Consider the following 25,270-nt stretch of genomic DNA (forward strand, 5'->3'; position numbering starts at 1 on the left):
ACTATTATTTTTTTATTGGGGGAAAATACAATTGGTCTCCAGGTTTTATGGCATTTATACTAGTTAGGTTATTTATTTTGGCAACTTCCATATAATAAGAACTGTCTCCGTATATTCTAAAAGTCATTAAAGGCAGGGTATCTCCCGCTTTAACAGTCCGAATATGTGTTAAGTCCGGCGAACTCTTTTTAGCTTCTTTGGCTACGGTAACAAAATCAGATGTTCCGGATAACATAAGCTCAATTGAAGCCCGGAGCGCCGTTCCATCTTCTTTAAATAAATTATAGCTTACATTTAATGCTTTACAAACACAAATCATAGATAAACTTCCCCATACTATGGTGAGGTAATTAGGCCTGTGCTTTAAACCATTATAAGAATACGTAAGCTGCTTAATTTTTTTAATATAATCGTCTACGTCTAAAATCCCTTTTGGCAATGGCACAACTCCTGTACCATCGGCAATTAATTTCAAGGTCATATCGTTTCCTACCAATGCCTGAAAAATAAGGGTTCTATCGTTTTGCCCAATAACTTTTGATGCATTATACTGCGCCTTATATTTACGGGTATACGTGTTAGGATTAAACATGGCTTCTATAGGATCGCCTACAGAACTGGTGCATTCAGGATCAGAAAAAGCTTCAATTTTTAGTTTAAGTAATGCCATTATCGCTCTGATTTTTTTTCTAGTTTAGCCATAACTCTTTCTGTACACTCTTGTATAATTTGTCTTTTTAGATCTGATAAATTATGAGAATCTACAGCATCACCAGCTTTATTATCTTCAACGATATTAACTTTTATAACTAACTCACGAATTTCGATTGGCATGGCCTTAATTTTAAATAAATAATTAAAAAATTCTCGTAAAATAACTATACGATAACTCGAGTGTTTCTATAACGATAGCATTATCCTGAGCCTTTAAATCGGATACTTTTAAAGCAACGGGATAGGCACCGTTAAATGACCACGAAGCAATTGGAGCACTAGTCTCGTCTAATAAATTAACTATTACGGTTTTGGTAATAAAATTAAAAGACTCGATAGAATTTCTTGCCCACAAAACGAGTCCGGAATTTAATACCATTCCTCTTTTTAGAACTAAATTATCGTATTTAACAGGATTAGGTAAACGATGTTCGAATCGGTTTTCACCGCCTTCTTTTATGGTTTCTACTCCTAATTTTGCTCCAAGTCCGGTTACTTCCTGAAAACTTCCTTCGTAAACACCCGTAATTCCTACAACATTTACTTTAAAAGAAAATGCTGCAGGAAAAAATGGTGGTGTTTTTGCAACGTATGCCATTTATTACTTCACAATAGTTAGTTTTTCATGTGCTAGTTCTATTGATTCGACTGCTACTTCATTTCCGTCAGATTTCATATCCGTAACGGTAATCTTAACCGGAAAAGCATTGGCCAGAGTCCAGCTCATTGCCACTTCGTTTGTTTCGTCCAGTAAGCTTATGGTTATAGTCGATCTTTTATAGGTATTCATGGCAATAAGATTGTACTTATCCCATAATGCTTTATCTCCTAAAAACATCCCTTTTTTCAAAGTTACGTTTCCAAATTTTTGTATGCCGGGCATCTTTACTGTAGAGTATACTTTGCTGCTGCCTCCGCGATATTCTATCACCTGTGTCTCAGAAGATAAACCTGTTACCTCCTGAAAAATTAGTTCTGCATCGTCCCATTTTACCTGAAATGAAAATTTAACTAAAGGCCAGGTGGCCGCTGATTGTTTTGAACCATCGTCTGCCATAATAAATATATTTTAATTGATTATAGTTATAATTTAAGATTGCTGCATTTGCTGCTGGAATGTTATAATAATAAACTCCGCAGGACGTACAATTGCTACTTTTACAGTAATCAGCATTTTTCCGTCTAAAATATCTGTAGGTGTCATTGTAGAACCCAAACCTATCTGGACATCAAAAGCCTGCTCAGGAGCTGCTCCTGCCAAAGCGCCTTGTTTCCATAAATTGGTTAAGAAATTAGACATCATACTTTTTACCGTTACCCAGGTATTGGCATCGTTAGGTTCGAATACATAAGATCGTGTCGCTAATTTTAAAGACTGCTCGATCATGATTAAGGTTCTTCTAACGTTAATGTAGCGCCAATCCTGACTATTACCGTCTAAAGTTCTGGCTCCCCATACTAGAGTTCCAATACCTTGAAAAGAACGGATAACGTTAATGGATTTTCCTGCCACAACATCAACATTCAGACTTTCTTGCTGCTCACTTGAAATATTTATGGATGGTGCATTTACCATGCTTACAGATACATTTGCCGGAGATTTCCAAACACCTCGGCTGCTGTCTACAGCAGTATAAATACCAGCCATTGCAGCACTTGGAGGCAATTCATTTAATTTTGATCTGATTTCTTCGAGGATGTTGGTATAAGTTGGACTTGTAGCTTTTAATGATTGATGAAAGTTTAGTTTATCATTTTCTGAAGGGAAAAGTATTTTTTCTGAAAGATCATTAGTTGCTTTTGCTACTTTTTTCTCAGCAGCTTTCACTTTATCAGCATCGACTGCAGCGGCATTTTTAGCAGTTTCTAATTCTGCTTTTGCTGCTTCTAAAGCTTTTGCTGAAGTTGTTTTTGCTGTTTCCAAAGCTTCTTCGGCATCGGTTTTGGCTTTCTCCAATGCTTTTACAGCATCACTTGGGTCTGTATCTGCGATTAAATCTGCCACAGCTTTTTCGGCATCTTTAACTTTAGCATCATCAACCGGATCTGCATTTTGTGCCGCTGTTAAATCTGCTTTTGCTTTATCTATTGCTATTTTCTTGGTGTTGCCTTCTGCAAATTTGGCCTCTTGCAATGCTTTATCAGCCTTTTCGACATCTTTTATAGCTTTGAATACTGCAGGAGGAGCATCTTCTGCCGTCTCTTTTGCTGTTTTGAATATTTTAATAATGTTCAAAGCAGCTTCTTCTTTTTTAGGAAGGATAGTCGCGAGATCTATAGAATCATCTAAGTTTTCGAAAGTTATTTCACCTGGCTGTACTACTCCGGATTTCAGCCACGGATAATAAGCAGCTCCGTATTTTAAATCGTTCATTCCGATACCTTCACGGAAACTTGTAACAATAGGAGTTGTATCTTCAGAAGGTAATTGTTTTACCAAATCAAAAAGTCCAAAACGGCTTTGCATTGTGGCACAGTGACTTAAGATTTTAGTGTAAATGGAGTTGTAACATGCTTCTCCTAATACAATTGCATCCGGAACAACAACAAGCGTAGGTTCAAATTCTTTTTTTAGAATTTCAAAAGGATCTAATTTTGTTGTAGAGCCCAAAAAGTCATCGGCCTTAATCTCTAATGCTGCTTTATCCTTATAGGTATCAACAGTCAAGATATAACAAGGGCCTCCGCCATTGGCATAAAACAAGCGGATAGAATTAAACAAATACAGTGTATTGTCTTTGTTTATTTCGACTACTTTGTTTTTTCCGTCAAGCGAAAATGTTTCTTGTTTGATAGCCGGATTAGCATCAACAATTTTAAATTTTGCTTTAAATCCTCCTCCAAAGCGCTCTACATATTCTGCAAACGAGGTAACTCTGGTTGGAACATTTACTAATGATTTGCCATTCCATTCGGCTTTTTCAGTATAGCCGATAAAGACAGGAATAGCAGTTTCTACTGATACGGCAGAACTAGGAAAGGCGTTCTTTTCATCAATATAAACACCGGGGGTCATAGGGTTGTTTATCATAAATTATATGTGTTTGTTTAGTAAATAAAAATTTCTGAATAATACTTTTTATCGTTTTTATTCTCTATTATCGACGATATGTGCTTTGTGTCCGGAACCGGAAGCGCCTTAATTAAAACATTAAATGTGCTTTCGTCCTCTTTATAATGATCAACTAACTTAAAATACTGGTCAGGTCTTTGTTTATGACCAATCGGTGCTGCGGAAACAAAACTTATTCCCTCCCGATTATCCGGAAGTGTAATATTTCCGGGACCTTCAAATGCAACATCTTTTCCTATAATTGCTAATTGAGATAAATTTTTAAAATGATCACCCACAATTATATAACGCCAATAACTTTCTATCTCTCTAAAATGTACCACATATTGTGTCTGTAAATCATATCGCAATTGCAGCTCTATGATTCCAAACGGTTTTCTTAAAAACTTTTGCCCAAACGTATGCTCCTCAACAGTATCTTCTACTGATACAAATTCTTCATTATGTAAATTTTTAATACTAAATCTTTCCTTTTTGCCTCTAAAATTATTAAAATGATAAAAGTCTGAATCCCATTTTTTTGCCCCGCAATCTGTATAATTAAAAAAATACAGATCGTTTAATACGATATGAAACCGCAAAACAAAATCATCCAGAATATCAGTTCTTTTAATCGTTTCCTGATTATTGAATGAATTAAAAAACAGCTTAAAACCATTGCTAAATGATTTAAACAGAATCCCCGACCTTAAAAAAAAATGATGTGTCTCAGGATCTGGCTGTATGCTAAAACATTCTAATTTATTGCTTAAAAAATAGCGATGCTTAAATTCGACTTGTGTTAATATTTCGTATTCAGCAGTCACTATATTTCTTAATTAGTTTTACTTTGATTGTCAATTTTTGATACGCCCGGTCTAAATTCTCTCACTACAGATTCATCAAAATGCAGCAGACGGATTTTATACAAAACTGACGGCATATATTTTGCACCCAGCAGCGACCATAAATTACTTAAGCCATCCATACTCATATCTACAATCTCAATGCTTAACTTTTCCATTTTAGGATCCATGTTAGGTGTATTGCTTTTGGTAAATACATTTTTACCTTGAAAATAAGCCATTATAAACGATATAAAACGCAATGATTCTCCGTAATTATTACTGCTGAAATAGGCCGAAAACAAAACGTAAATATTAATTTGTAAGGGTGTATTTTGGTTTCCAAAAGAGTTTGTTGTTACTGCTTTTGAGGGTAATTTTTGTAATGTTTCTTTCTCTAAATTAACAAGTGTAATTACTATTTTATTTTCTCCCGGAATAGCAACTGTACCATCAGCATTAACTAACCCGGATAGTATCACTTTCTCTTCGGCGATGCTCAATTTCAGCTTAAAGAAGTCATTTAGTTCTTCAGACAGACATGTTAGAGCTTCGTAAATCATAGCAATTTCTTGTATTTTATAATATATTACTAATCAAATACATACAATTCAAACTTTAACAAACGTAATATTTCTTTTTCAAAAAAAAAATTTTTTACATGTAAAATAAATAATATTTTATTTACAAATAACATTGAAAATACATAATTTATTGACTTACAGATATTTAAATATTTTCATGTTAATTTATTATAAAAAAAATAACATAACTACAAATTTACAAACATATTAAAGTGTATTTTTGAGAAATTTTTAAACATTCAACAATAACAAATAATTAACCATTTTGCCCCCAATAATGCGTCTTATTTATATAATTATTATCGTGTTTTGCTCTTTTACCTGTACAATTTCTTTTGCGCAGGAAAAAAACAATGCTCCTGTAAGTAAGAAAAATGTAAGTATTGAGGTTCCCGCAGATACTGTTAAAATAAAAAAATCACTGCTTAAAAAAATTACCGATGCTTTTAAATTCAGAGCCAATTTTAGAAAGGGCGAAGAGCAGCGTATCATAGCCATTATTAACAGGCTGCAAAAACCAGAACAGCCCAGAGATACCACTGTAAATAATACCTATATTACCAACCATAATACGGTTCCTATAAGTACGATACAAAAACAAATTGACAGTTTGTTTCTGGATTTTACAACTTCTGTAGATTCTACTAAAATTTCAAATATCGACATCAATAATTTAGTAGATAAATTGCTGCCGATGGTTCAGAAAAAAATTGACCTCGAAAAAGAAGAAGAAAAAAGACAGGCCAAAATAAAGGAAATACGCGATCTGCTTCCCTATCCGTATGGAATTATGACGACTGTAAGTATAAATAACATACCGGTTAAAACCATAATCAGAAAAGTAGCCCGAAACAGCGAAGTATACGGATTTCATCCTCACTGGATGAACAAATATTATCTCAATTACAACTATAAAGCTTTAAATACTTTAATTTATTATGGCTATGAATTAAATGGAAAAACAGGCAGTTACAAAACACTCAACGGCTGGGATACGGCAGAAGTAATACCCAAAGCTAAAAGCGAAGGATGCAGAGTCCTTTTGTGCATCTTTGATAAAAGCCAAAAAAGCTTGGATGAGTTTCTTAAAAACAGAGATGCCCAATTACGTCTGATTGAGGAAACAAATTTTCTGCTAAAAGAAAAAAAAGCGGATGGAGTCAATATATTCTTTGAAAATTTTGGAGATCAAAACCGTAATAATTTTACTGAATTTATAAGTCTGCTTCATTACAAACTAAAAGAGGCAAATCGTTCCTATCAGCTCACGATTACACTTCCTGTAGTAGATCAATATCATAATTATGACATACAACAAATAGAACCGTTTGTGGATCGTTTTATTATAGATTTTTCCAGGAAAAACAATTACGGTCCTATAGCGCCTCTTAAAGGATCTGATTATAGTTTGGGTACTGGTCTTGACCGTTATCTCAATAGAAATATACCTCCTAAAAAAATTATCGCCTGCCTTACCTACGACGGGATACTCTGGCAGTATAAATCAAAAAGATCTGAATTTAAATTCTACAATACCATAGTCAAAAACTATTTAACGAAGTATACTCCGTCGTATGATAAAAACGATGGAGCATTAATAAACATTATAAAAAATAAAAAGGATACGATCAGCCAATTGTGGTTTGATGATATACAGACCATATCTGAAAAATATGATTTTATTTTAAATAAAGGCGTTGGAGGAATTGGTATATGGGGATTAGGCTCTGATGATGGAAGACCCGAAATGTGGAATGCCCTTATAGACAAAACGATGTACATTAAGGTTAAAACCACACTATTAAAACCGCCTGTCAAAGAAGGAAGGTTCGCTTCGTGGAAAAGAAGAATTTTACAAGAGATTCAATTATACAAGAAGCTTTTTAATCATCCTTGTGATTTTAATGAGGTAGACAAAAAAAATATGTTTTCTGATAATTTAATTATTATAGTTACAGAAATACTATTTGCCGCACTGGTTTTCATTGCCTTATATTGTTTAAAACAGAAAAAACAATTAGGCGATGACTGGACAAAAAGTAAGCTGTTTTACGGTATTTTAACTTTTTTGAGTGTTTTACTTACTATTTGTGTGGTATTATGTCTGTTTCTCAATCCCGGATTTGCCGGATTTGGATTGTCAACAACAGGAAAATGTGAAACCAGTTTTATAACTGTTTTAAAGATATTAGGCGGAGGATTTCTCATTGGTCTGCTTGCTATGAAATTTTTGATTTTTCCTCTCATAAAACCAAGGGAGGTTCCATAAAATTGCAGGTAGTAAAGCTTGAATTTGTCACTCCTAACCTATTTCAATTTTAATATGTTAGCTTTTTTGTGTTATAATTATTCTGTTACTTTTTCCTGTGTTCATTTTGGCTAAAAGTAATTGCAGTTTAAAATAAAAGTAAACAATGAATACTTACGCCGACAATAATAAAGAAAACAAGAAACAACAAACTCCTCCTATCCAGAAAAAAGATAATGGAGTTGCTGCTCTTCCTTTTGTAGATTCTCCGTCGGTTACAGCTCAAATGCAGTTACAAGAAATAGCAGACAACAGTCCGCAGGTAAAAAAAGCTGTTCAGCTGCAGGCAATTGCCAATACACATAATGCCGTTCCTGTACAGAAAAAAGCAAACGACACCGGCCTGCCCGATAACTTAAAATCCGGAATAGAAAATCTCTCGGGTTACAGCATGGACGATGTAAATGTACATTACAACTCCGATAAACCAGCAGAACTTCAGGCGCACGCCTATGCACAAGGCACTGATATTCATATTGCTTCGGGACAAGAAAAACATTTACCACATGAAGCCTGGCACGTAGTACAGCAAAAACAAGGAAGGGTAAAACCAACTTTGCAAATGAAAGGAGATATCCCCGTAAATGACGATGCAGGCTTGGAGAATGAAGCTGATATTATGGGAAATGAAGCTTTACAAGCTTATAATCATAATACTGTTTTTCAAGGGAAATTTCTTTTTCCGCAGGGTAATATCACATCAATCGCACAATTAGAAAAAACAGAATCAGCTGCTGCTATAACCACTAATCTGGCATGGGGATTAATGAAAGGCATATTACTAAAGGAAATCTCTGATGTTAGATGGCAAGTTATTATCACTCCTTTATTAAGAGCCGGAGATGCATTTATTGCAAGTACAGTTTCAGATTGGACTGGACTGTCGGCTCTGGTACCCGGAATAAATTATATGATTGTTGCTGTTAAAGCCGCTTTAGCAGTATGGGACATTGTACCAGATAATATAAAAACAGGTATCCTTTATCTTATTGGGGTACTTACCGCAAATACCCCATTAATAGGAAGCTCAACCCGCCTACAAGGATTAATAGTCAAAGGAGATGAAGGAGAAATTCGAGAAAAATTGCAAGGATGGGTAGACACAGCCAAATCTGCTGTAACTTACTTTACGCAGCCATTATCTTCTTTATACAGATATCTTATGGGATCCTCTGGAAAAGAGGTTGTTCCCGGTCCAAAAGCTCCAGAAGATACTATACCAACTAAAGAAGAAGCAGGAAAATTAATTAATCTTAATCTGCAGGTTATTACCTTGATGATGAATAATCTAAAACTGGGTTATGATTTTCAAACTGAAGCTCCCAAAGAAAAACAAGATCCAAAAGCTCCTGTTCGTGAAAAAGTTCCTGGATTAATTATTGAGTTTTTTGTGCAGCTGCATTTATTCAATCAAAATCTTCCTGATAGAAAAGGAAATGGAATGGATAAGTTGTTTTTTCCTTTTTCCGGCGAGTTTAGATATATAGCCGGTTCGCCAATTGTGATCAACTCTGAACCTAAATCCCTTTTAGGAAATACATTAGGAGTCGTTACTATTGATACTCTGGAAGTGACAAAAAGCGGCGTTAAAAAAGCAGAATTAGCTATTGAAGAATTAATTATTGGTAACGGAATTGTAACTCTTACAAACTCCAAAGGAAAAATTGACAACAAGCTGTTAACACTTCTAACAAATGCAGAATTAAACATTGCAGGTTACAACATAGGTGGTTCTATGGAATTACAACTAAATAACGGAAATTTCAATTCTCTCGCTCTAAAAAATGTTAATGAAAAAGGGAACTACAAACTTAAAGAATTCAGTATAAACAACTCATACAGCGGAACAACAGCGATAGAGATTACTAAACTCGATATATTAAAAGGTGCTTTATCTGCCGAAAAAATTGAAGCTGCGGGTGTAGTAGACAATAAGAAACTAAAAAGTTTTGACTTCACCGTGAAAAATTTCTTGTTAGATTTCTGGGGAAGCAGCGTAAATATTACAGGAGCACATCTATCGTATGTTGGAGCAAATCCTGCGGAAGAGATTGAAGAAAACATCTCCGGCGGAGCAAAGGAAATCGATGCCAATATTCATGGAGTTAATCTCAATTTAAAAGATCTCTCGCTTAATAAGAAAGATAATAAATACGAGTTCGCCAGCGGAAAAGTGAAGTTTAAAGACTTTGAAATACTAGTTGAAAAAGCATCTCTCCATAATGGAGGAATTCAAATTACAAAGGCGACTTTATCAATTCCTGAATATCAAATTGAAGCTTCTGTAGACAGTTTAAGCTGGAATAGTAACGGAATCGATTTTGAAGCTATTTCTTTATTGCTTCCTGGAAAAACTATTTCTCCTATTGACCAGGTTCAGTTGAGCAATATGAGTCTTGGATTTTCTAAAAAAGATGGATACAAAGTATCACTTACATCAGATATAAACGTAACACCAAATGGAGGTACCAGCCTGCTGGGTGCAGAAAAAGCGCAGCTTACACTGTCTAAAGAAGAAATTGCAGGAACTCTTGCTGAATTAAAAATCGACACTTCTATGTTTGAAGTATTGGTTAAAAACGCTGAATTCAATAAAAATAGAATTGGTGCAGAAGAAGCCGGAATTAGTTTTAAATCTAAAGAAGAAGGAAACGGCTATTCCAGTATGCTTCCTTCTTTTGATACGGGTCTGCTCGATTTTATCAAGCCAGATATCTCTCTTAAAGCAAAAGATGCTTATTTTAATAAAGGTAAAGGATTTTCGATTGGAGCTGTCAGCCCGGCAATAAATGCGTTTACAATTAATTTATTTGGTGTTGAAGCTACTGTTAATCCAGAAGAACAATCTATAATTATAAAATCATCCTTTACTTTTCCGGGAAGTAAACCTCCTGTATGGCCTTTTAGTATGAGTGTTCCGTTTCCTATTTTTATAGGCGTTGCAGGACATTTTGGTATAAAACTCGGCGGCGGCGTTACGCTTAATTTTGATGCAAAAGCGAAACGTGAAAAAGGAAAAAACAAACCTTACCAGTTTGAAGCTCATCCGGGAATTAAGGGCGATCTTTATCTTAAAATAAGTGCCGGAGTCGAATTAGGGGCCAGATTAGCAGTTGCCCTGCAAGCCAATCTTTATGCACAAGCCGGCTTAAATATTAGTACTACCGCTGATTTAACAGGATCATTATTATACATCGATTCAGAAATGAAGCAAAGTGATCCTCTTAAAATGTTATACGAATTAAAAAGCGCGATTACAGCAGAAGTTGGCGGAGAGTTAAGAGTAAAAGCATTCATGTTCTACGACAAACAACTTACAAGAGTTAAATTCAAAGACTGGACATTGGGCGAATGGACTAAAGCTGGTCAATTTGGTTCACTCCCTGATGGAAAAAGAAGTGAAGATACCAAAAAAGGAGCATTCAGTGATGCTATAACTGAACCAACCATGAATCACGAAGTTTTAGAAGGAGAAGAAGCTAAAAGATTACTGCTTTCTGCAAGAGAAAGAATAATAGGAAGTGGTCCTAAACGAAAAGAATTAATTACCAGTCTAACCCATGATGTTTCTGTACTGGCGTCTGACCTTCTTAAAAAACACCAAACCATAAAACGGGAGTTTGATAACAGTATGAATAAACTAATGGAAATTATTTTAAGAAAAGATGCTTTTTTCAGAAAGAATATTAATTCAGATAATGTAACAGCGCTGCTAAACACTTTTGACACCAAAAATAAACTAAAAGAAAAACAAGACGAAATTAGAAACAAAGGAGCTATCCTGGATAACTATGAAGCCGAATTAAATAAAATTCTAGGCCTTATGAATGATGTTGAATCTGGATTAGAAATTGTGGGACTGGAAGATGGTATAGGAACCAACAAAGAAAAAATTGATTCTCAAAAAGAACAAACTTCAACAATTGAAACAAAAATGGAATCATTAACTCCTCCTGAAATAGATGTTCAAAATTTAAATACAGAATTGAATCAGATGGGCGCAGAAGCTTTAAGTGTGAGTGTTTCATCGTCTATAATGACCAAAGCAAAATTCATAGAAATCTCTACAACTAAAGGTGTATTAGGCGGCGAAAATGAACGTAAAAGAGTAAAAGTTATCGACGACACACTTCAGGCTTATGACGCCGTTAGAGGAACAGACAAGAGTGCTCAAATTCCTATTTTAGAAAGTCTGTTAGAAAAACTAAGAACTTATATTGCTTTTAAATTTTCAAGCAGAACTCAGGCTGCTCTCCTGCTTCAATATCAGGTAGAACAGGCCTTAGACAAACTAAAAAGAAGTTAGTAAATTGTTACTTGTAAAAGATAAAATTCAAAATATCATCAGATTATAAAAATAACAATTTGAACTAATAATTCTATTTTTAGATTAAAAATTCTTAGTAATTTTAGCTACAGTTATTATACCTCCAAAAAATGCAATTTTCACCAGACGTATATACTATACGACAACTTCAAACAGACGAATGGCTTATTTATAAGCAAATGCGCCTGGAAGCACTACAAATAGAACCAGCAATGTTTAGAACCAGTATTCCGGAGGAAGCTGCTCTTACAGATACCGAATGGATAGAGCGTACAAAACATCCTAGAGCTGTTTTTGTGCTTTTAGAAAACGATATTCCTATTGGCATGACCAGTATTTTATTATTGACTGATGATGAAGCCTATTTAGGTCAATCTTATATTAAAAAAGAATACCGTGGAATTGGTCTCTCTTCGCTTTTATATCAAGCCAGAATGAAATGGGCAACTGACTTACAATTGAAAAAATTAAGCATCAGTCATCGAGAAAGCAATGTCGTATCAAAAGCTGCAAATCAAAAATTGGGATTTAAATACACTCATCGAGAAACAATGAACTGGCTTGATGGTACGCGCGAAGATGTCTTGTACTACACATTAGATTTATAAAAAATCAATTACGATTAGCACTAGCGGCCTGTCTGATTGCTTTAGGATCTGTTAAATTAAAACGATACACAAAACTAAGTCGGTAGCGGGCTGCGTTTGGCATGCTGTTTTCTCTAATATAATAATCCGTACCCGTTGTGGTGCTTTTGTTCTGGCGTAAGTCAAACGCATTGGAAACATCAAATACAATAGTAGCTTTGTCTTTTAATAACGTTTTGCTTAAACCAAAATCAAGCGATTGCAATGCATCGTTTTTTGTTTGTGCATTTTGCTGTGCGCCTCGAAAATTATAACGTCCCTGAAAACTGAATTTTGACGGCAGTTTTACCTGCGTGCTTAAACGTCCGGTAAAAGTTTGTCCGGAATAGTCAAGATTTTGGTCTTGATAATTTCCCTTTTGAGTAAAATGATAGAAATTCATTTCTAAATTGACCTGAAGCCATTTTAACGGATTGTATAAGGTAGAAAGTTCTATACCGCTGCGTATTTCATGCTGAATATTAATAGGCGTTGTAAAAAATATATCATTTTCACGATACGTAAAATCTTGAATATAACCACTCTCCCATTGATAATAAACGGAAGGATTGAGCGTAAACTTTTTCCATGTTTTAAGAAAAGCCAATTCAAACACATCAGAATAGGACGGATTCAAATCTGGATTCCCAATATATTGGGCATTCGAATCAGTCAGTTCGTTAAAAGGATATAAAGCATACAATGACGGACGATTAATACGCTTGCTGTAATTTAACTGCAAAGTCGAGGCTTCGAACTTATAACTCAAATTAACGGTAGGAAATAATCTATTGTACTTTTTATCATCGTTATAGGTATTTTTAATATCTGCAATCGAAACTTTGGTAAATTCTGTACGAAGTCCCAGCATATAATTAAATCTCTTAAACTTGTTGCTGTATTGCGCATAAGCACTTGAAATGGTTTCGGTATAATTGAGATCATTATCAATATCCTGATAAATTGACCAAATATTCCCTTCTTGCTGCTCAGCCAAAAACTGACTGGAAACTTTACGAATCTCGGTCTTAACGCCCACTTCAAATACCGAAACTGAATCGATTGGCATAATAAAATCACTCTGCAAAAGCAAATCTTTGCTGCTTCCTACTGAGTTGGTTCGAATGCCAGGATAAGCCAGTGTTTCCGGATCAATACGTTGTGTTAAAAGATTCCATTTTTTATCGCTGTTCCACCAATCGTACTGAACATCAATAGTCCATTTTTTTGATGGTTTCTTAAAAGTCTGAGTATAATTAAACTCAAATTGATTGTAATCTCTTTTTTCCAATGATTTTCCTTCTCTTGTTAAAAGACTGTCTCGTATATGGTTCGCATTGCTGTAATCATATAATAAACGGGTTTTATCATCATCTTTTGTGGCATTTTTCAAAAAAGCGGCGGTAATGGTGCGATGTTCATCAATATAATAATCAGCACCCAAATACATCAATTTGCCATCGTCGTGACGATCTTCATTTTGTACATGATTGAGGTAATTTGGAGTACCGTTATTCATAGTAGACTGATTAGAAGTATATAATCCCACATAATCAGAGGAACGGAGACCAAAATTGGAAAAAATATTGATTTTATCCGATTTAAAATTGATACTTGGATTAAGTCGGCTGTCATTTGGTGATCCGGCAACCAATCGAACCTGACCGCTGAAACCGTTTTTTTTGTTTTTCTTTAATACAATATTGATAATTCCTGCCGAACCCGAAGCATCATATCGAGACGAAGGATTGGTTATTACCTCTACACGTTCAATTTGATCGGCGGCAATTTGATCGAGAGAATTGCTTTGCGTTAAGCCAGACTGACGCCCGTTGATTAATATCAATACACTGCTGTTGCCGCGAAGACTTATTCCTCCCGTTGGGCTGACTGTTACAGATGGAACTCCGTTTAAAACATCGTGGGCAGAGCCATTCTGCGAAAGCACATCTTTTCCCACTTCAAAAACTTTTTTATCGAGTTTTAAACTTACACTGGATTTTTGTCCTGTAACTTCAACTGCGTTTAATTGTACAGCATCGGCTTGTAAAAGAATCGTTCCTAATGCTGTTTTTGGTTTTCCCGAAAGGATTTCCAATGTTTGGATGTAATTTTGATATCCGATATAGTTAAAAGAAACCGTCATTTTACCGTTTGGCAATTCTTCGAAATTAAAAATTCCCTTGTCGTCTGTTACGCCAACTGCAATTGTTTTTGAAGTATTATCTTGTATTGATATGGTCACATACGGAATTGCTTCTTTAGTTGCATTATCCTGAACTTTACCGGAAACAGCTGCTTTCTGCGCCAAGCTAAACATCGGAATAAATAAAATTAAAATACTGGTTATTAAGGTTTTCATATTTATTGGTTTTGATGATACAAGATTACTTCATTAAATAAATCGTCGTCCTTTAAAACATGCAAACGGCTCTACAAGCTTTCGAAATGCATTTGGGAATTCGATATTTATTTTATCTTTATCTTATGTATCGATCGCCCTTTTTTATCGTTTTAATCTTTTTATTGTTTTCGTCCTGTAAACAGTATACTGAGTATGTGAAATCTGATGTAACGTATTATGTTGATGATGATAAACCGCAGAATTTTCTGGGTCAGTCGGCAGATTCTATATTTAAAGTGGATATTGATGTCGAACTGCTTAACCGCGAAAATATTTACAGTCCGCTGGGCATACAAGTAACTGGTTTTGGTGCTTTTGATGTGTATTGGGACGGTGTTTTTGTGGGAAGAAACGGCAAAATGGCTAAATCCGGTCACGCCGAAGTACCAGGAACTGAATTAACGTATTACCAAATTCCCGAAAAATTAGCCAATATAGGCAAGCATACGGTAACTGTAACGGGAACTCAGGTTTATTTACGAGAATCGCAGCGAGGCATGAAAGTAAAACTGGAAAGCTTTTTAAGATTGCAGCGTGCACCACTGGTTGTCATGTCTTTTATGAATATTATGGCAGGAGCTTTTCTTATCGCCTCTATTTATTATTTTTTTCTCTATATAAACAGCACTCGAAAGAAAACAGCTGTTTTAGTTTTCGGAATAATCTGTCTGCTTTTCTTTTGCCTGCTTATAATAGAATACATCAAATTTTATATCGACATTCCGTATACCCACTTTTATACTCGGTTACAGATTGTTGGTTTGCTTACCTTTATAATTTCGATACTTGTTCCCTGGTATTTTATGCTGCAGTTTGACTTTAAAAGAAAACGCTTGTTTTTATTTCTTTTGTTTGCAAGTCTTCTCACGATTTATATGGTCTATTACGGTCATTATGATCAAACAGCAGTCTATTTTAGTTATGCCATGTGTGCTGTATCTTTAGTTATTGCAATCGATGCGGCATTCAGAAAAGTTAAAGGCGGTTTAATAGTCGTGATGGGTTTACTGGCAAGTGTAATTGTAAATCGATATATATTTTATGATTTTGGATTGTTTATCGCATTTACGATTATCGTTCTTTCTATGCTTTATCTGCATACTATTCGGGCGAAAGCTCTCGAAGAAGCTCATAACGCATCGTTATTGCTTTCATCGAGATTGCAGTTAGAACTGGTTAAGAAAAACATTCAGCCTCATTTTCTTCGTAATACACTGACTTCATTGATAGATTGGATAGAAGAATCACCGCAGCAGGGCGTTGTATTTATTCGTGCGCTGGCAGATGAATTTGATATTATGAATGCTATTGCCGAGGATACGCTGATTCCTATTCGGCAGGAAATCGAGTTGTGCCGAAAGCACTTAGAGGTAATGTCTTTTAGAAAAGAAATAAGTTATAATTGGGAAGAAAAAAATATTGATGCGAGTGAAGAAATTCCGCCTGCGGTTATTCATACTATTATAGAAAACGGAATCACGCACAGTCTGCCGCCCAAACAAGGCTCTATTACTTTCTCTTTAAGCTTTACCAGAGAAAAACTATACAAACAATATACCTTGTTAACGCTGGCAAAAAACCGAAACAGAAAGAAGGAAAACAGCGGCGGAACTGGTTTTAAATACATCAAAGCCAGATTAAATGAAAGTTACGGCAGTAATTGGCAGTTTGAATCTTTTCCTGTAGAAGAAGGATGGTGTACAACAATTAAAATTTTTGATAAAAAATGAAAATTCTAATTATTGAAGACGAAGCCCGAATTGCGAAACGAATCGAAAGAATGACCCGTGATTTTTTTGATAAAGAAGTTCAGATTCTGCTTAGCGATTCTGTTGAAAATGGGTTAAATACAATCGAAAAACAACAAATTGATTTACTGCTTTTAGACTTGAATTTGAATGGCGAAGACGGTTTTGAAGTTTTGCAGACAGTCGTTGCAAAATCTTTTCAAACCATTATTATTTCTGCTTATACCGATAAAGCTATCATGGCATTTAATTATGGTGTTTTGGATTTTGTTCCTAAACCTTTTGACGTAAACAGACTTACGCAAGCTTTTACCCGTTTTATAACACCTGAAAGAAAAAGCGAACAGGACATTCAGTTTTTAGCCGTAAAAAAAGCAAAAACGATTAAACTCATTCCGGTTAAAGATATTAGATACATAAAAGGCGCAGGAATTTATACGGAACTGCATTTATTCGACGGACGTATAGAACTACATGATAAGTCTATGGAATCGCTGGAAAAACTACTTCCCGGGGCATTCGAACGAATTCATAAATCTTATATTCTTTGCTGGCAGGAAGCAGATAAACTGATTGTAGAAACGGGCGGAAAATATAATATGCTGCTTAAAAATGGAGAACTATTGCCTGTTGGCCGTTCAAAATATAAAGAAATCAGGCATAAGATGATTTAATTTATGCCTGATCTAAAACAATTAGTTAGAATATTTTTATAAAAATTTACTTTTAAAAACCATTAGCTTTTCTCTTGTCATATCATTAATCGTATAAGAGATCCCTCCCATACCTAAACCCGAAGAATCTCTTCCGCCAAACGGCATCCAATCTACTCTAAAAGCAGTATTATCATTAATCATAACAGCTGTAGCGTTTAGTTTTTTTACAACATCTAAAGCAGTATCTATATTTTTTGTAAAGACTGCAGCCTGAAAATGTACTTCTAAAGCATTTGCTTTTTTTACAGCTTCATCTCTATCTGTAAAAGGATATATACAAACAACAGGACCAAAAATCTCGTTAGTTGAAACTTTAGATTTTTCTGAAGGATTAAATAAAATTGTGGGTTGGAAAGTAGTATCAGATATACGTTTTCCTCCATTTATTAATTGAGCTCCTTCTTTAACAGCTTCGTTAACCCATTCTTCAACACGATTTACTTCTTTGGGTGAAATAAGTGACCCGACATCTGTTGTTTTATCATACGGATTCCCGACAATTAATTTATCGGTTGTTTTGGAAAACTGTTCGACAAATTCATCGCAAATTTCCTTATTCACATAAATTTTCTGAACCGAAACACAAACCTGACCTGCATGATAAAAACCGCCTTTAACTAAATCAGGAATCATTTCGCTAAAATCGGCATCACTTTCTACAATAACCGGTGCTGCGCCTCCATGTTCTAATGCACATCTGGTTCCCGGAGATAATTTACTTTTTAACGACCACCCTACTTTTGCTGACCCTATAAAAGAGAAAAAATTAACTCTGGAATCTGTAACTAAAAATTCAGCTGTTTCGTTATCACATAAAACTATTTGCAGCCATCCTTCGGGTAAACCGGCTTCTTTTAAAATATCAGCAAGAGCAAGACCTGATAAAGGTGTATTGCTTGATGGTTTAAACAATACAGGACAGCCTGCTGCAACTGCGGTTGCAATTTGATGAACGGCTAAATTTAACGGGTGATTAAAAGCACTAACTGCGGCAACAACGCCTATAGGTTCTTTTGATGTAAAAGCAATTCTATTTAAAGAAGCTTCCGTAAGCGCCATCGGAATTTGCTCGCCTTTTATTTGTGCTATATATTCTGCAGCTAATTTAACTCCTTTTATCGCTCTAAGTACTTCTGCTTTCGAATCTTTATAGGGTTTTCCGCCTTCGCTTATCGCAATGTGTATCAGTTCTTCGATCTTGTCATTCATTAATAAAGCGGCCTTTTCTAATATTTCAATTCTTTTGTAAGCCGGAATCCAATTAGATTGGTCATTAAATAAGTTTTGAGCAATATTCAATCTATTTTCACTATCCTTTTTATTGATCAGCGGTAATTCTTTTACAAAACTTTGATCGTATGGGAACAGTATTTTTGTGGTATTTTCCATAATTATTTTCTTTTTAATAAGGCTGATTAAACATGCTGCTTATTAAGATTTGTTCCCTAAATTTAGTTTAAATTATCGATCATTACAATTTCTGTCGATACAATATCTATTATTTAACTTCTTTCAGAATGCTTTCAACTATTTTATTATAATCATTATTGTAATGATGTGAACCCGCTAATTGAATGGTTTTAATCCCTGATTGTAAAAAACGATTACGAACTTCTGCGTCTTCTTCACTGCCAAAAAAGCAAACCGGATTATACGATTTAATCTTCTTCATTTCTGAAATAACGTCATAATTATCCTTTGAACTTCCCAGGCTCAGCATATCGGCAATATGAATTTCAAAATCTGCTTTTACATCAGGAGACAAGGCATAAACTCCTTTTAATTTTTCTTTTACTGGTTCAGAAAAATTAGCTGCTGCAAAAGGAACAACCGAAGCTCCAAATGAATAACCAACTAGTATAAAAGTCTTTCTATTCCATTGCTGCAAATAATGTTCAACGGCTTTTGATATTGCCTCAGCGGTTTCTATGGGAGTTTTAGCATTCCAAAAATACTTCTGGGCATCTAATCCTATTACTGCAATTCCTTTTTCTGCCAGCCCTTCCCCAACAGACTGATCAAAACTTGTCCATCCGCCATCACCGGAAATTAAAAATGCTATGGGCTGCGTTTCATCTTTACTTCGCGTTGGAATTAAAGTTAGAGGCATTTCAAAAGCCAGAGGTGCAAGAGGCTGTTCTTTTAGTAAAGAATTTTGCTCTGATTTTTGTTTTGCATATTCCGGCGTGCTCAAAATTTCCTTATAAGCTTCAATAAATTGAGGCAGCCAGTTTTTAGTAACCGAAAATCCGTGTCCAACTTTAGCCAGCGTAATAAGCCTGCCTTGTTTTAGACCGTCCATATATTTTTTTGTATCGGCATAATTGCATACCTGATCTGTAGTTCCCTGCAGTACAATAAAAGGCGCTGTTAGTTTTTCTGTTTGTTCAAGATAAAAAGCTTTTCCCTCTTTTAAAACATGTGAAGTCAGTCCTGAACCGTCACACAGCGTCCTGTCAGTTTCTATATCAGGACAAAAACCCAAAGCGATTGCTCCGCTGAAAGTATTGGCAGGAGCTTGTGCCAGCATTCCGTAAACAAGAGTAGCACCAGAGGAATACCCCACTAACATTGGTTTTAAGTATTCATTCATTTTTACTTTTTTCTGCAAAATCATACTCAATTCTTCAAAATCTCCGGCTGGATAATAACATTTGACTTTTTCTTTCTTAATTGCCTTAAAATAATGCTGAATATCTATTCCAGCCACTAATGCACCCTGAGCAGCAATATTTTCAGCCATATCAACGACACCGCTGTTCCAGCCTCCATCGCCCGAAACAAACAAAACTACAGCAGTGGCAGGTGTTTTGGGTTTATAGATTGTGACTTTCCCAAAAGCACCTACTTTTATGGTATCGGATATTGAGGCAAATGCGTTGGAACTAAAAATAAAAACGGACAGAATGAGAATTATAATTTTATTCATTTTAATTACTTTTTAGCATTAAAAAATTAAACTACACTTTCTTGTTATACATTGCAGTACTTTATGGTTTTACTACTTTGTTTAAAACTATTGGAACCTGCAATAAATCGTAATCGTGAGAATATATTAGATATTTACTATACCATGCCGGCGAAAATTTTTCCTTAAAATCCCGCAGGCCTTTATAATGAGAAAAATACTTAATTCGCTCATAGGCAAATTTCATTGATTTTTCTGGAAATGTATCCGCTTCTTCTACCCCGCTCATTGCTGCTAACCCTAAATTAATGGAGGTATAACCTGCAGCTTTTAAATACATAAAAAGTTCCAACAAAAGAAAATCAATAATTCCGTTTGGGGCATCATTCGTTTTTCGGATTAAATCGTATGTTCCTTCTCCTTTTGCATAATCCGGAATAATATTTAAAAATGCCACAATCTTTTCTTCGGCGTTTTCTACCGTAATAATAGTCTGCTGTTTGAGTTCTTCCCAATCAAATTTTCCCTGCGAAAAAATAATTTCGTTACGGCCGGTACTCATAAGCCATTCATCACTAACTGATTTAATTTTCTGCAATAATCCATCCTTTATGGGTGCTGTATGAATAACAGCCGTAAATCCTTTTTCTTTTACTTTACTTATCGCATTACGAAGCGACTTTTTAGCACCGCCTTCCAGAGTAAATGCCGTTAAATCTACAACGGCTTCCTGCCCTATAAACAAGCTCTTTTTATGCAGTGAATGAAACACTGGCAGACTTTCTTCGGGAACACGATAATAAATACTTCTTAATCCATTTTCGTAACAATAAGTATCAAAGTCTGTTATACATTGTTTCCTATCGGCATCTGTTTCTGCAACTGGATTTTCGAGAACTACAGCAAAGTTATCGCTCACACGATAAGCAAGAAAAGATTGCTTATTTTCTGCTGTAAAAATGACTTTATCTCTATAGGTTTTAAAATAATCCAGAGCAGATTTTCCATATTGTTTTACCAAAGCAACAGCCAGCACAAAATCATCTTCTATTGTCTGTTTTTTGATCGTGTATGGTCTAATAAGCGCGAAAACTAAAAAACTTAAGGATAGAAATCCGCAGATATTTATTGAAAGTAAAAAGCGTTTAGCAAAATGATCCAGCGGCACTAAATCGGAACTTCCAATTAAAAAATAATTCTGAAGTCCGTATTTGATAGATTCAAACCAGTTAAAATCAACATTAAAATGTTTTTTATCTAAAAAATAAAATCCCAGAATGCTATATGCTAAAACGGCCGTGATGCTTATTAAAACCGTTTTAAAACCTATACTTTGTAAATGTGCATTGCTTTTGATGTAATATTCTTTTCGTGTAAAAATAAGGCTCGCTAAAACAATTATGGCAATTATGGCTTCTTCATAATCAATTGCTTTGGTTAAATGCCCAATAACCGAAATACCAGTTAAAAAAACAGCAGACCACCAGGCCGCACGCAATCCTTTGAGCAAAAATGCCGCATTTATAAGCATAAATAAACCTGCAGTTATCACAAAATAATTAGATGCTTTAATGGCCGAAATAGGAATGATATTTTCTAAAACATGCAGCCGTTCTGAAATAGCAGGTGTTAAAACGGAAACGATATTTATTAATCCTAAAACAAAAAGTAAAAAAGACGGTACAATGCGCATTAATAATTTATTGGCGCTAAACAAAAAAAGTGAGGCTCCTGCCAATAATGGAATCCAAAATTCAAAAAAACGATACAAAAAAGTAATCGCAATAGCATTGACGTTTTCAAAGCCAAATTGAATTAATATATAACTCATTGAAATTTCTATGGCGCCAAGTCCTCTGAGAAAAGGAGAAACAATCAAAAAGATGACCGAAATAATATACCCCATTATCGCAGCAGGCAATGAAGGCGGAAAACCCAATGCAATCATCGCTATATATAAGTGTGCAATTCCGGCAAATTCAATAAGAACTGAATAAAAAACAACCTCTAAAAACTTCTTTTTAATTATTTTGTTGCTTCTAAAATCGTCGATAAATATTTCTGCTGATGGGAAAAACTTTAGTATTAAACGGTATATCGCTCCTTTATTTAAAATCGAGATATAAATAAAAAACACCAGAATACTTAATCCTACTATTGCTGCAAAAGCATACCACTCGCCGGCTCCTATAGTTCCCTGAAAAACAGAATAAATCAAAGCAGGTATGGCCACAATAATTACAGAAAGAATCCCCACAAAACCATATATAAGTGAAGCAAAATGGATTTGAGTGGGTTTAACGCCGCTTTTTTCGATAGATTTAGTAAAAAAGGCTAAAGAGGAGATTCCTCCGGCCGGAAGAAATACGCTGACAAAGTTTCGCTTAAGAAATAAAATAACAGCCTGTTTAAATGAAATTTTGCTTTGAACTGCTTTAAAAGAAGCGAAATACATTAAACTCTGCAAAACAATATAAACACCGGCAAGCGCTATACCACATAAAACCCAGAAAAAAGCAGCATCGGTAATTACGTTTTTTACCTCTTTTAATTCTGAATGTTCGTGTTTAATAAACCAGATTCCAATTCCAAAAAAGAAAATGGTGAGTATAGATTGTCTGATAATTTTATCATTTTCCCGTAAAAAAGAAATTCCTTTTCTTTCTTTAAAAAAACTAACAAAACGGTTGGAAACGGCTGATACTTTCATATTTATACTGTAGAGAGAATAATTTGCTTATGAAAAACCAAAAATTGGACGTATATAAATGTACGATAATTTTTATTTTAATTACAAATCGCCTAAAAAATCATACTCAAAAAGTATGTATTAGTTCTTGGACTACAATTCATTATAACGCTGCAGCTTATTTCAAATCAGTTTTTCATCTGGTCTTTTCTTTATTCTTCATTATTCTCGGCAATCCAATGGTAAATTTCGGTTTGAGCACGCCTTGCCTCCTCAATATCCGAAATTTCGAATTCATTAGTTCCTTCACTGTTTATGATTCTTCTTTTTGTGTTGTCTTCTAATTGCAATTGAATGATTGTATTAATTGCTGCAATATGTTTTTCGTCGTATAACGGAAAAGCAACTTCTATTCTCCTGTTTAAATTTCGGCTTAACATATCTGCAGACGATAAATAGATTTTTTCTTTTCCATTATTTGCAAATTTGTAGATTCTGGAATGTTCTAAAAACATATCTACAATTCTGTAGATTTTTATATTCTCACTTGCATATTTAATTCCGGGTAACAAAGTACAAATACCGCGCACTATCAATGTTACATCTACGCCTGCCCTGCTGGCTTCAATAAGCTTGTCAATAATATCTTTTTCATCAACTCCATTTACCTTTAAAAATACTGCAGCTTCTTTACCAGTTTTTTTATTCTCAATTTCCTGATCTATTAATTCTATTAACCGCTCTTTCATATTAAAACCTGCTGCCAGAATATGTTTGGGTACATCTGCTTTTTTCTTGGTTTTTAAAAATGAAAAGACTTTTTTTAAGTCATCAGTATATTTTTTCTCCGAAGTAAAAAATCCAAAATCAGAATAGATATTTGCTGTGTTCTCATTAAAATTTCCGGTTGAGAGGTAATTATAGTACTTTTTATTTCCGTATTTATCTTTCATTGTTACCATTGCAACTTTAGCATGAACCTTTAAATTTGGCATACTCTGAATGATTTTAATACCTGCATTTTTCATTTCCCTAGACCAGAACAAATTGTTGTATTCGTCAAACCGTGCTTTAACCTCTACAAAAACAGTTACTTTTTTTCCGTTTTTTGCTGCACTTATCAAAGCATTTGCAATTAAGGATTGTGATGAAATGCGGTATAAAGTAATTTTTATTTCGGTTACATTTCGATTAATTGCAGCCTGATTAAAAAACTGAAGAACATAATAATACGATTGATACGGAAAGTGTAATAATTGATTTTGTTTGTCGATAATTTCAAAAACCGATTTTCTGCTTTCGAATGGAAGATGCTTGAGACCTGGATAATTTTCTCCTTGAAGATTAGGTTGCAGCGGATTTGGAAATTTAAATAAATCATACAAATTATGATGGCTTCCTCCTTTTATCATTTCATTATTATGCAGACGGAAAGCCTTTTTGCATATCGAAATGGTTTCGGCATCCATATTAGAATCATACAGAAATCTTGTCGCCGAACCTCGTTTTCGTTCTTCGATTTTGGCTTCAATTTTAGCTATTAAATCTCCCGAATTTTCATCTTCTATTAAATAATTTTCATCTCGGTTTAGTTTAATAGCATGGCAGGAAACCACTTTTCCGGCAGGAAATATAAAGGATAAGCAATTTTTTATTATGGTATCAATCGAAATAATATAATGTGTATCTCCTAGACTTTGTAATTGCTTGTATCGATCCAGTTTATCCGAAGGAATATTCAAATAAGCATAATTGTAATTCCCTGCGCTGTCTTTTAATTTTATCAGAAAGTACAAACTTCGGTTATGCAGAAAATACGTTTTAGGCTGATTTATCGAAATGTAAATTACCTGAATGTAGGACAGAATAATGCTTTTAAAATAATACTCGATCTCCTGCAAATGTTCATTTAAAAGCTCTTGATCTTCATAGTAAATAATATTATTAGATTCTAATTCGGGTACTATTGAATAATTCCAAATGGCTCCAAATCTGTTTTGTTGCAAATTGACTTCGTCTAAAATTTTAGTTAGAAGTTCTTTGTTCTTTTTTGAATTTTTAATGAGCAGTTTTCTGATTTTTACTCTAAAAAACTCATCTAAATTAGACGAATGTATGGCCAAGAATTTAATTCTTTCATATAATGAATTATTGAAGTCATCCGCTTCATCCAAGATACAATCGTTGAAAGAAAGCCATGAAATTTCTGAAGGTATAAGGTAATTTTGCACGTTTAATAAAATTCTATTAGTAAAGAATAAATAAATTACTGCTTTTTTAATGCACTTGTAAATTTGAGAATTAATAATTTAAAATATAAATGCAGACAAGCTGTTAACTATAATTTAA

General features: G+C 34.4%; 17 protein-coding genes. 5 read left to right on the top strand and 12 right to left on the bottom strand.

Annotated features, from left to right (window positions below; translation table 11 throughout):
* Positions 1–4: 4 nt before the first annotated feature.
* Genes AC1RRQ_RS11310 through AC1RRQ_RS11340 form a run of 7 tightly spaced genes read right to left on the bottom strand, consistent with a single transcriptional unit; the run spans position 5 to position 5,174 of the window.
* The gene (locus AC1RRQ_RS11310) at positions 5–670 is read right to left on the bottom strand and encodes a CIS tube protein (protein ID WP_493023130.1); all 666 of its coding nucleotides are present in this window, start codon (positions 668–670) and stop codon (positions 5–7) included.
* Positions 670–834, bottom strand: coding sequence for a DUF5908 family protein (locus AC1RRQ_RS11315; RefSeq protein WP_493023131.1), 165 nt, complete (start codon positions 832–834; stop codon positions 670–672). Before AC1RRQ_RS11315 ends, AC1RRQ_RS11310 begins: the two co-directional genes overlap by 1 nt.
* Before the next feature lie 22 nt (positions 835–856).
* Positions 857–1,312 carry a phage tail protein gene (locus AC1RRQ_RS11320; RefSeq protein WP_493023132.1) on the bottom strand — a complete coding sequence of 152 codons (456 nt, stop codon included), beginning with the start codon at positions 1,310–1,312 and terminating at the stop codon, positions 857–859.
* Positions 1,313–1,315: 3 nt separating this feature from the next.
* Entirely contained in the window at positions 1,316–1,771 is a 456-nt protein-coding gene (locus tag AC1RRQ_RS11325) for a phage tail protein (RefSeq protein WP_493023133.1), read from the bottom strand.
* Between the two features lie 33 nt (positions 1,772–1,804).
* On the bottom strand, positions 1,805–3,745 hold the full coding sequence (locus AC1RRQ_RS11330) for a phage tail sheath family protein (RefSeq protein WP_493023134.1): 1,941 nt from the start codon (positions 3,743–3,745) through the stop codon (positions 1,805–1,807).
* A 17-nt stretch (positions 3,746–3,762) separates the two neighbouring features.
* Positions 3,763–4,593, bottom strand: coding sequence for a hypothetical protein (locus AC1RRQ_RS11335; RefSeq protein ID WP_493023135.1), 831 nt, complete (start codon positions 4,591–4,593; stop codon positions 3,763–3,765).
* An 8-nt stretch (positions 4,594–4,601) separates the two neighbouring features.
* Positions 4,602–5,174, bottom strand: coding sequence for a Pvc16 family protein (locus AC1RRQ_RS11340; RefSeq protein ID WP_493023136.1), 573 nt, complete (start codon positions 5,172–5,174; stop codon positions 4,602–4,604).
* A 298-nt stretch (positions 5,175–5,472) separates the two neighbouring features.
* Between AC1RRQ_RS11340 and AC1RRQ_RS11345 the strand changes: the two genes are divergently transcribed.
* The 3 genes from AC1RRQ_RS11345 to AC1RRQ_RS11355 all read left to right on the top strand — a co-directional run bounded on the left by AC1RRQ_RS11345 (position 5,473) and on the right by AC1RRQ_RS11355 (position 12,438).
* Positions 5,473–7,464: a glycoside hydrolase family 18 protein gene (locus AC1RRQ_RS11345; RefSeq protein ID WP_493023137.1), complete on the top strand. Its 1,992-nt coding sequence runs from the start codon at positions 5,473–5,475 to the stop codon at positions 7,462–7,464.
* 145 nt (positions 7,465–7,609) lie between these two features.
* On the top strand, positions 7,610–11,809 hold the full coding sequence (locus tag AC1RRQ_RS11350; RefSeq protein ID WP_493023138.1) for an eCIS core domain-containing protein: 4,200 nt from the start codon (positions 7,610–7,612) through the stop codon (positions 11,807–11,809).
* Between the two features lie 233 nt (positions 11,810–12,042).
* Entirely contained in the window at positions 12,043–12,438 is a 396-nt protein-coding gene (locus tag AC1RRQ_RS11355) for a GNAT family N-acetyltransferase (RefSeq protein ID WP_493023139.1), read from the top strand.
* Between the two features lie 4 nt (positions 12,439–12,442).
* On the opposite strand, the gene AC1RRQ_RS11360 is transcribed toward AC1RRQ_RS11355, so the two are convergent.
* Complete coding sequence (locus AC1RRQ_RS11360; protein WP_493023140.1) at positions 12,443–14,818, bottom strand: TonB-dependent receptor; 2,376 nt, start codon at positions 14,816–14,818, stop codon at positions 12,443–12,445.
* Between the two features lie 197 nt (positions 14,819–15,015).
* Here AC1RRQ_RS11360 and AC1RRQ_RS11365 point away from each other — a divergent pair, with 197 nt between their 5' ends.
* A complete protein-coding gene (locus AC1RRQ_RS11365) occupies positions 15,016–16,590 on the top strand; it encodes a histidine kinase (RefSeq protein WP_493023141.1) in 1,575 nt (524 codons plus the stop codon).
* Positions 16,587–17,282 (top strand): LytR/AlgR family response regulator transcription factor, encoded by a 696-nt coding sequence (locus tag AC1RRQ_RS11370; RefSeq protein ID WP_493023142.1) that lies wholly within the window; start codon positions 16,587–16,589, stop codon positions 17,280–17,282. Before AC1RRQ_RS11365 ends, AC1RRQ_RS11370 begins: the two co-directional genes overlap by 4 nt.
* Positions 17,283–17,318: 36 nt before the next feature.
* Here the strand turns inward: AC1RRQ_RS11370 and AC1RRQ_RS11375 are convergent, their stop codons facing one another.
* From AC1RRQ_RS11375 to ppk1, 4 genes are all read right to left on the bottom strand, one after another.
* The gene (locus AC1RRQ_RS11375) at positions 17,319–18,713 is read right to left on the bottom strand and encodes an aldehyde dehydrogenase family protein (RefSeq protein WP_493023143.1); all 1,395 of its coding nucleotides are present in this window, start codon (positions 18,711–18,713) and stop codon (positions 17,319–17,321) included.
* 109 nt (positions 18,714–18,822) lie between these two features.
* Complete coding sequence (locus AC1RRQ_RS11380) at positions 18,823–20,253, bottom strand: AcvB/VirJ family lysyl-phosphatidylglycerol hydrolase (RefSeq protein WP_493023144.1); 1,431 nt, start codon at positions 20,251–20,253, stop codon at positions 18,823–18,825.
* A 61-nt stretch (positions 20,254–20,314) separates the two neighbouring features.
* Entirely contained in the window at positions 20,315–22,942 is a 2,628-nt protein-coding gene (gene mprF, locus AC1RRQ_RS11385; RefSeq protein ID WP_493023145.1) for a bifunctional lysylphosphatidylglycerol flippase/synthetase MprF, read from the bottom strand.
* Between the two features lie 191 nt (positions 22,943–23,133).
* On the bottom strand, positions 23,134–25,152 hold the full coding sequence (gene ppk1 / locus AC1RRQ_RS11390; protein ID WP_493023146.1) for a polyphosphate kinase 1: 2,019 nt from the start codon (positions 25,150–25,152) through the stop codon (positions 23,134–23,136).
* Positions 25,153–25,270: the final 118 nt, after the last annotated feature.

The sequence above is a fragment of the Flavobacterium sp. GW821-FHT12A05 genome (assembly GCF_058807735.1).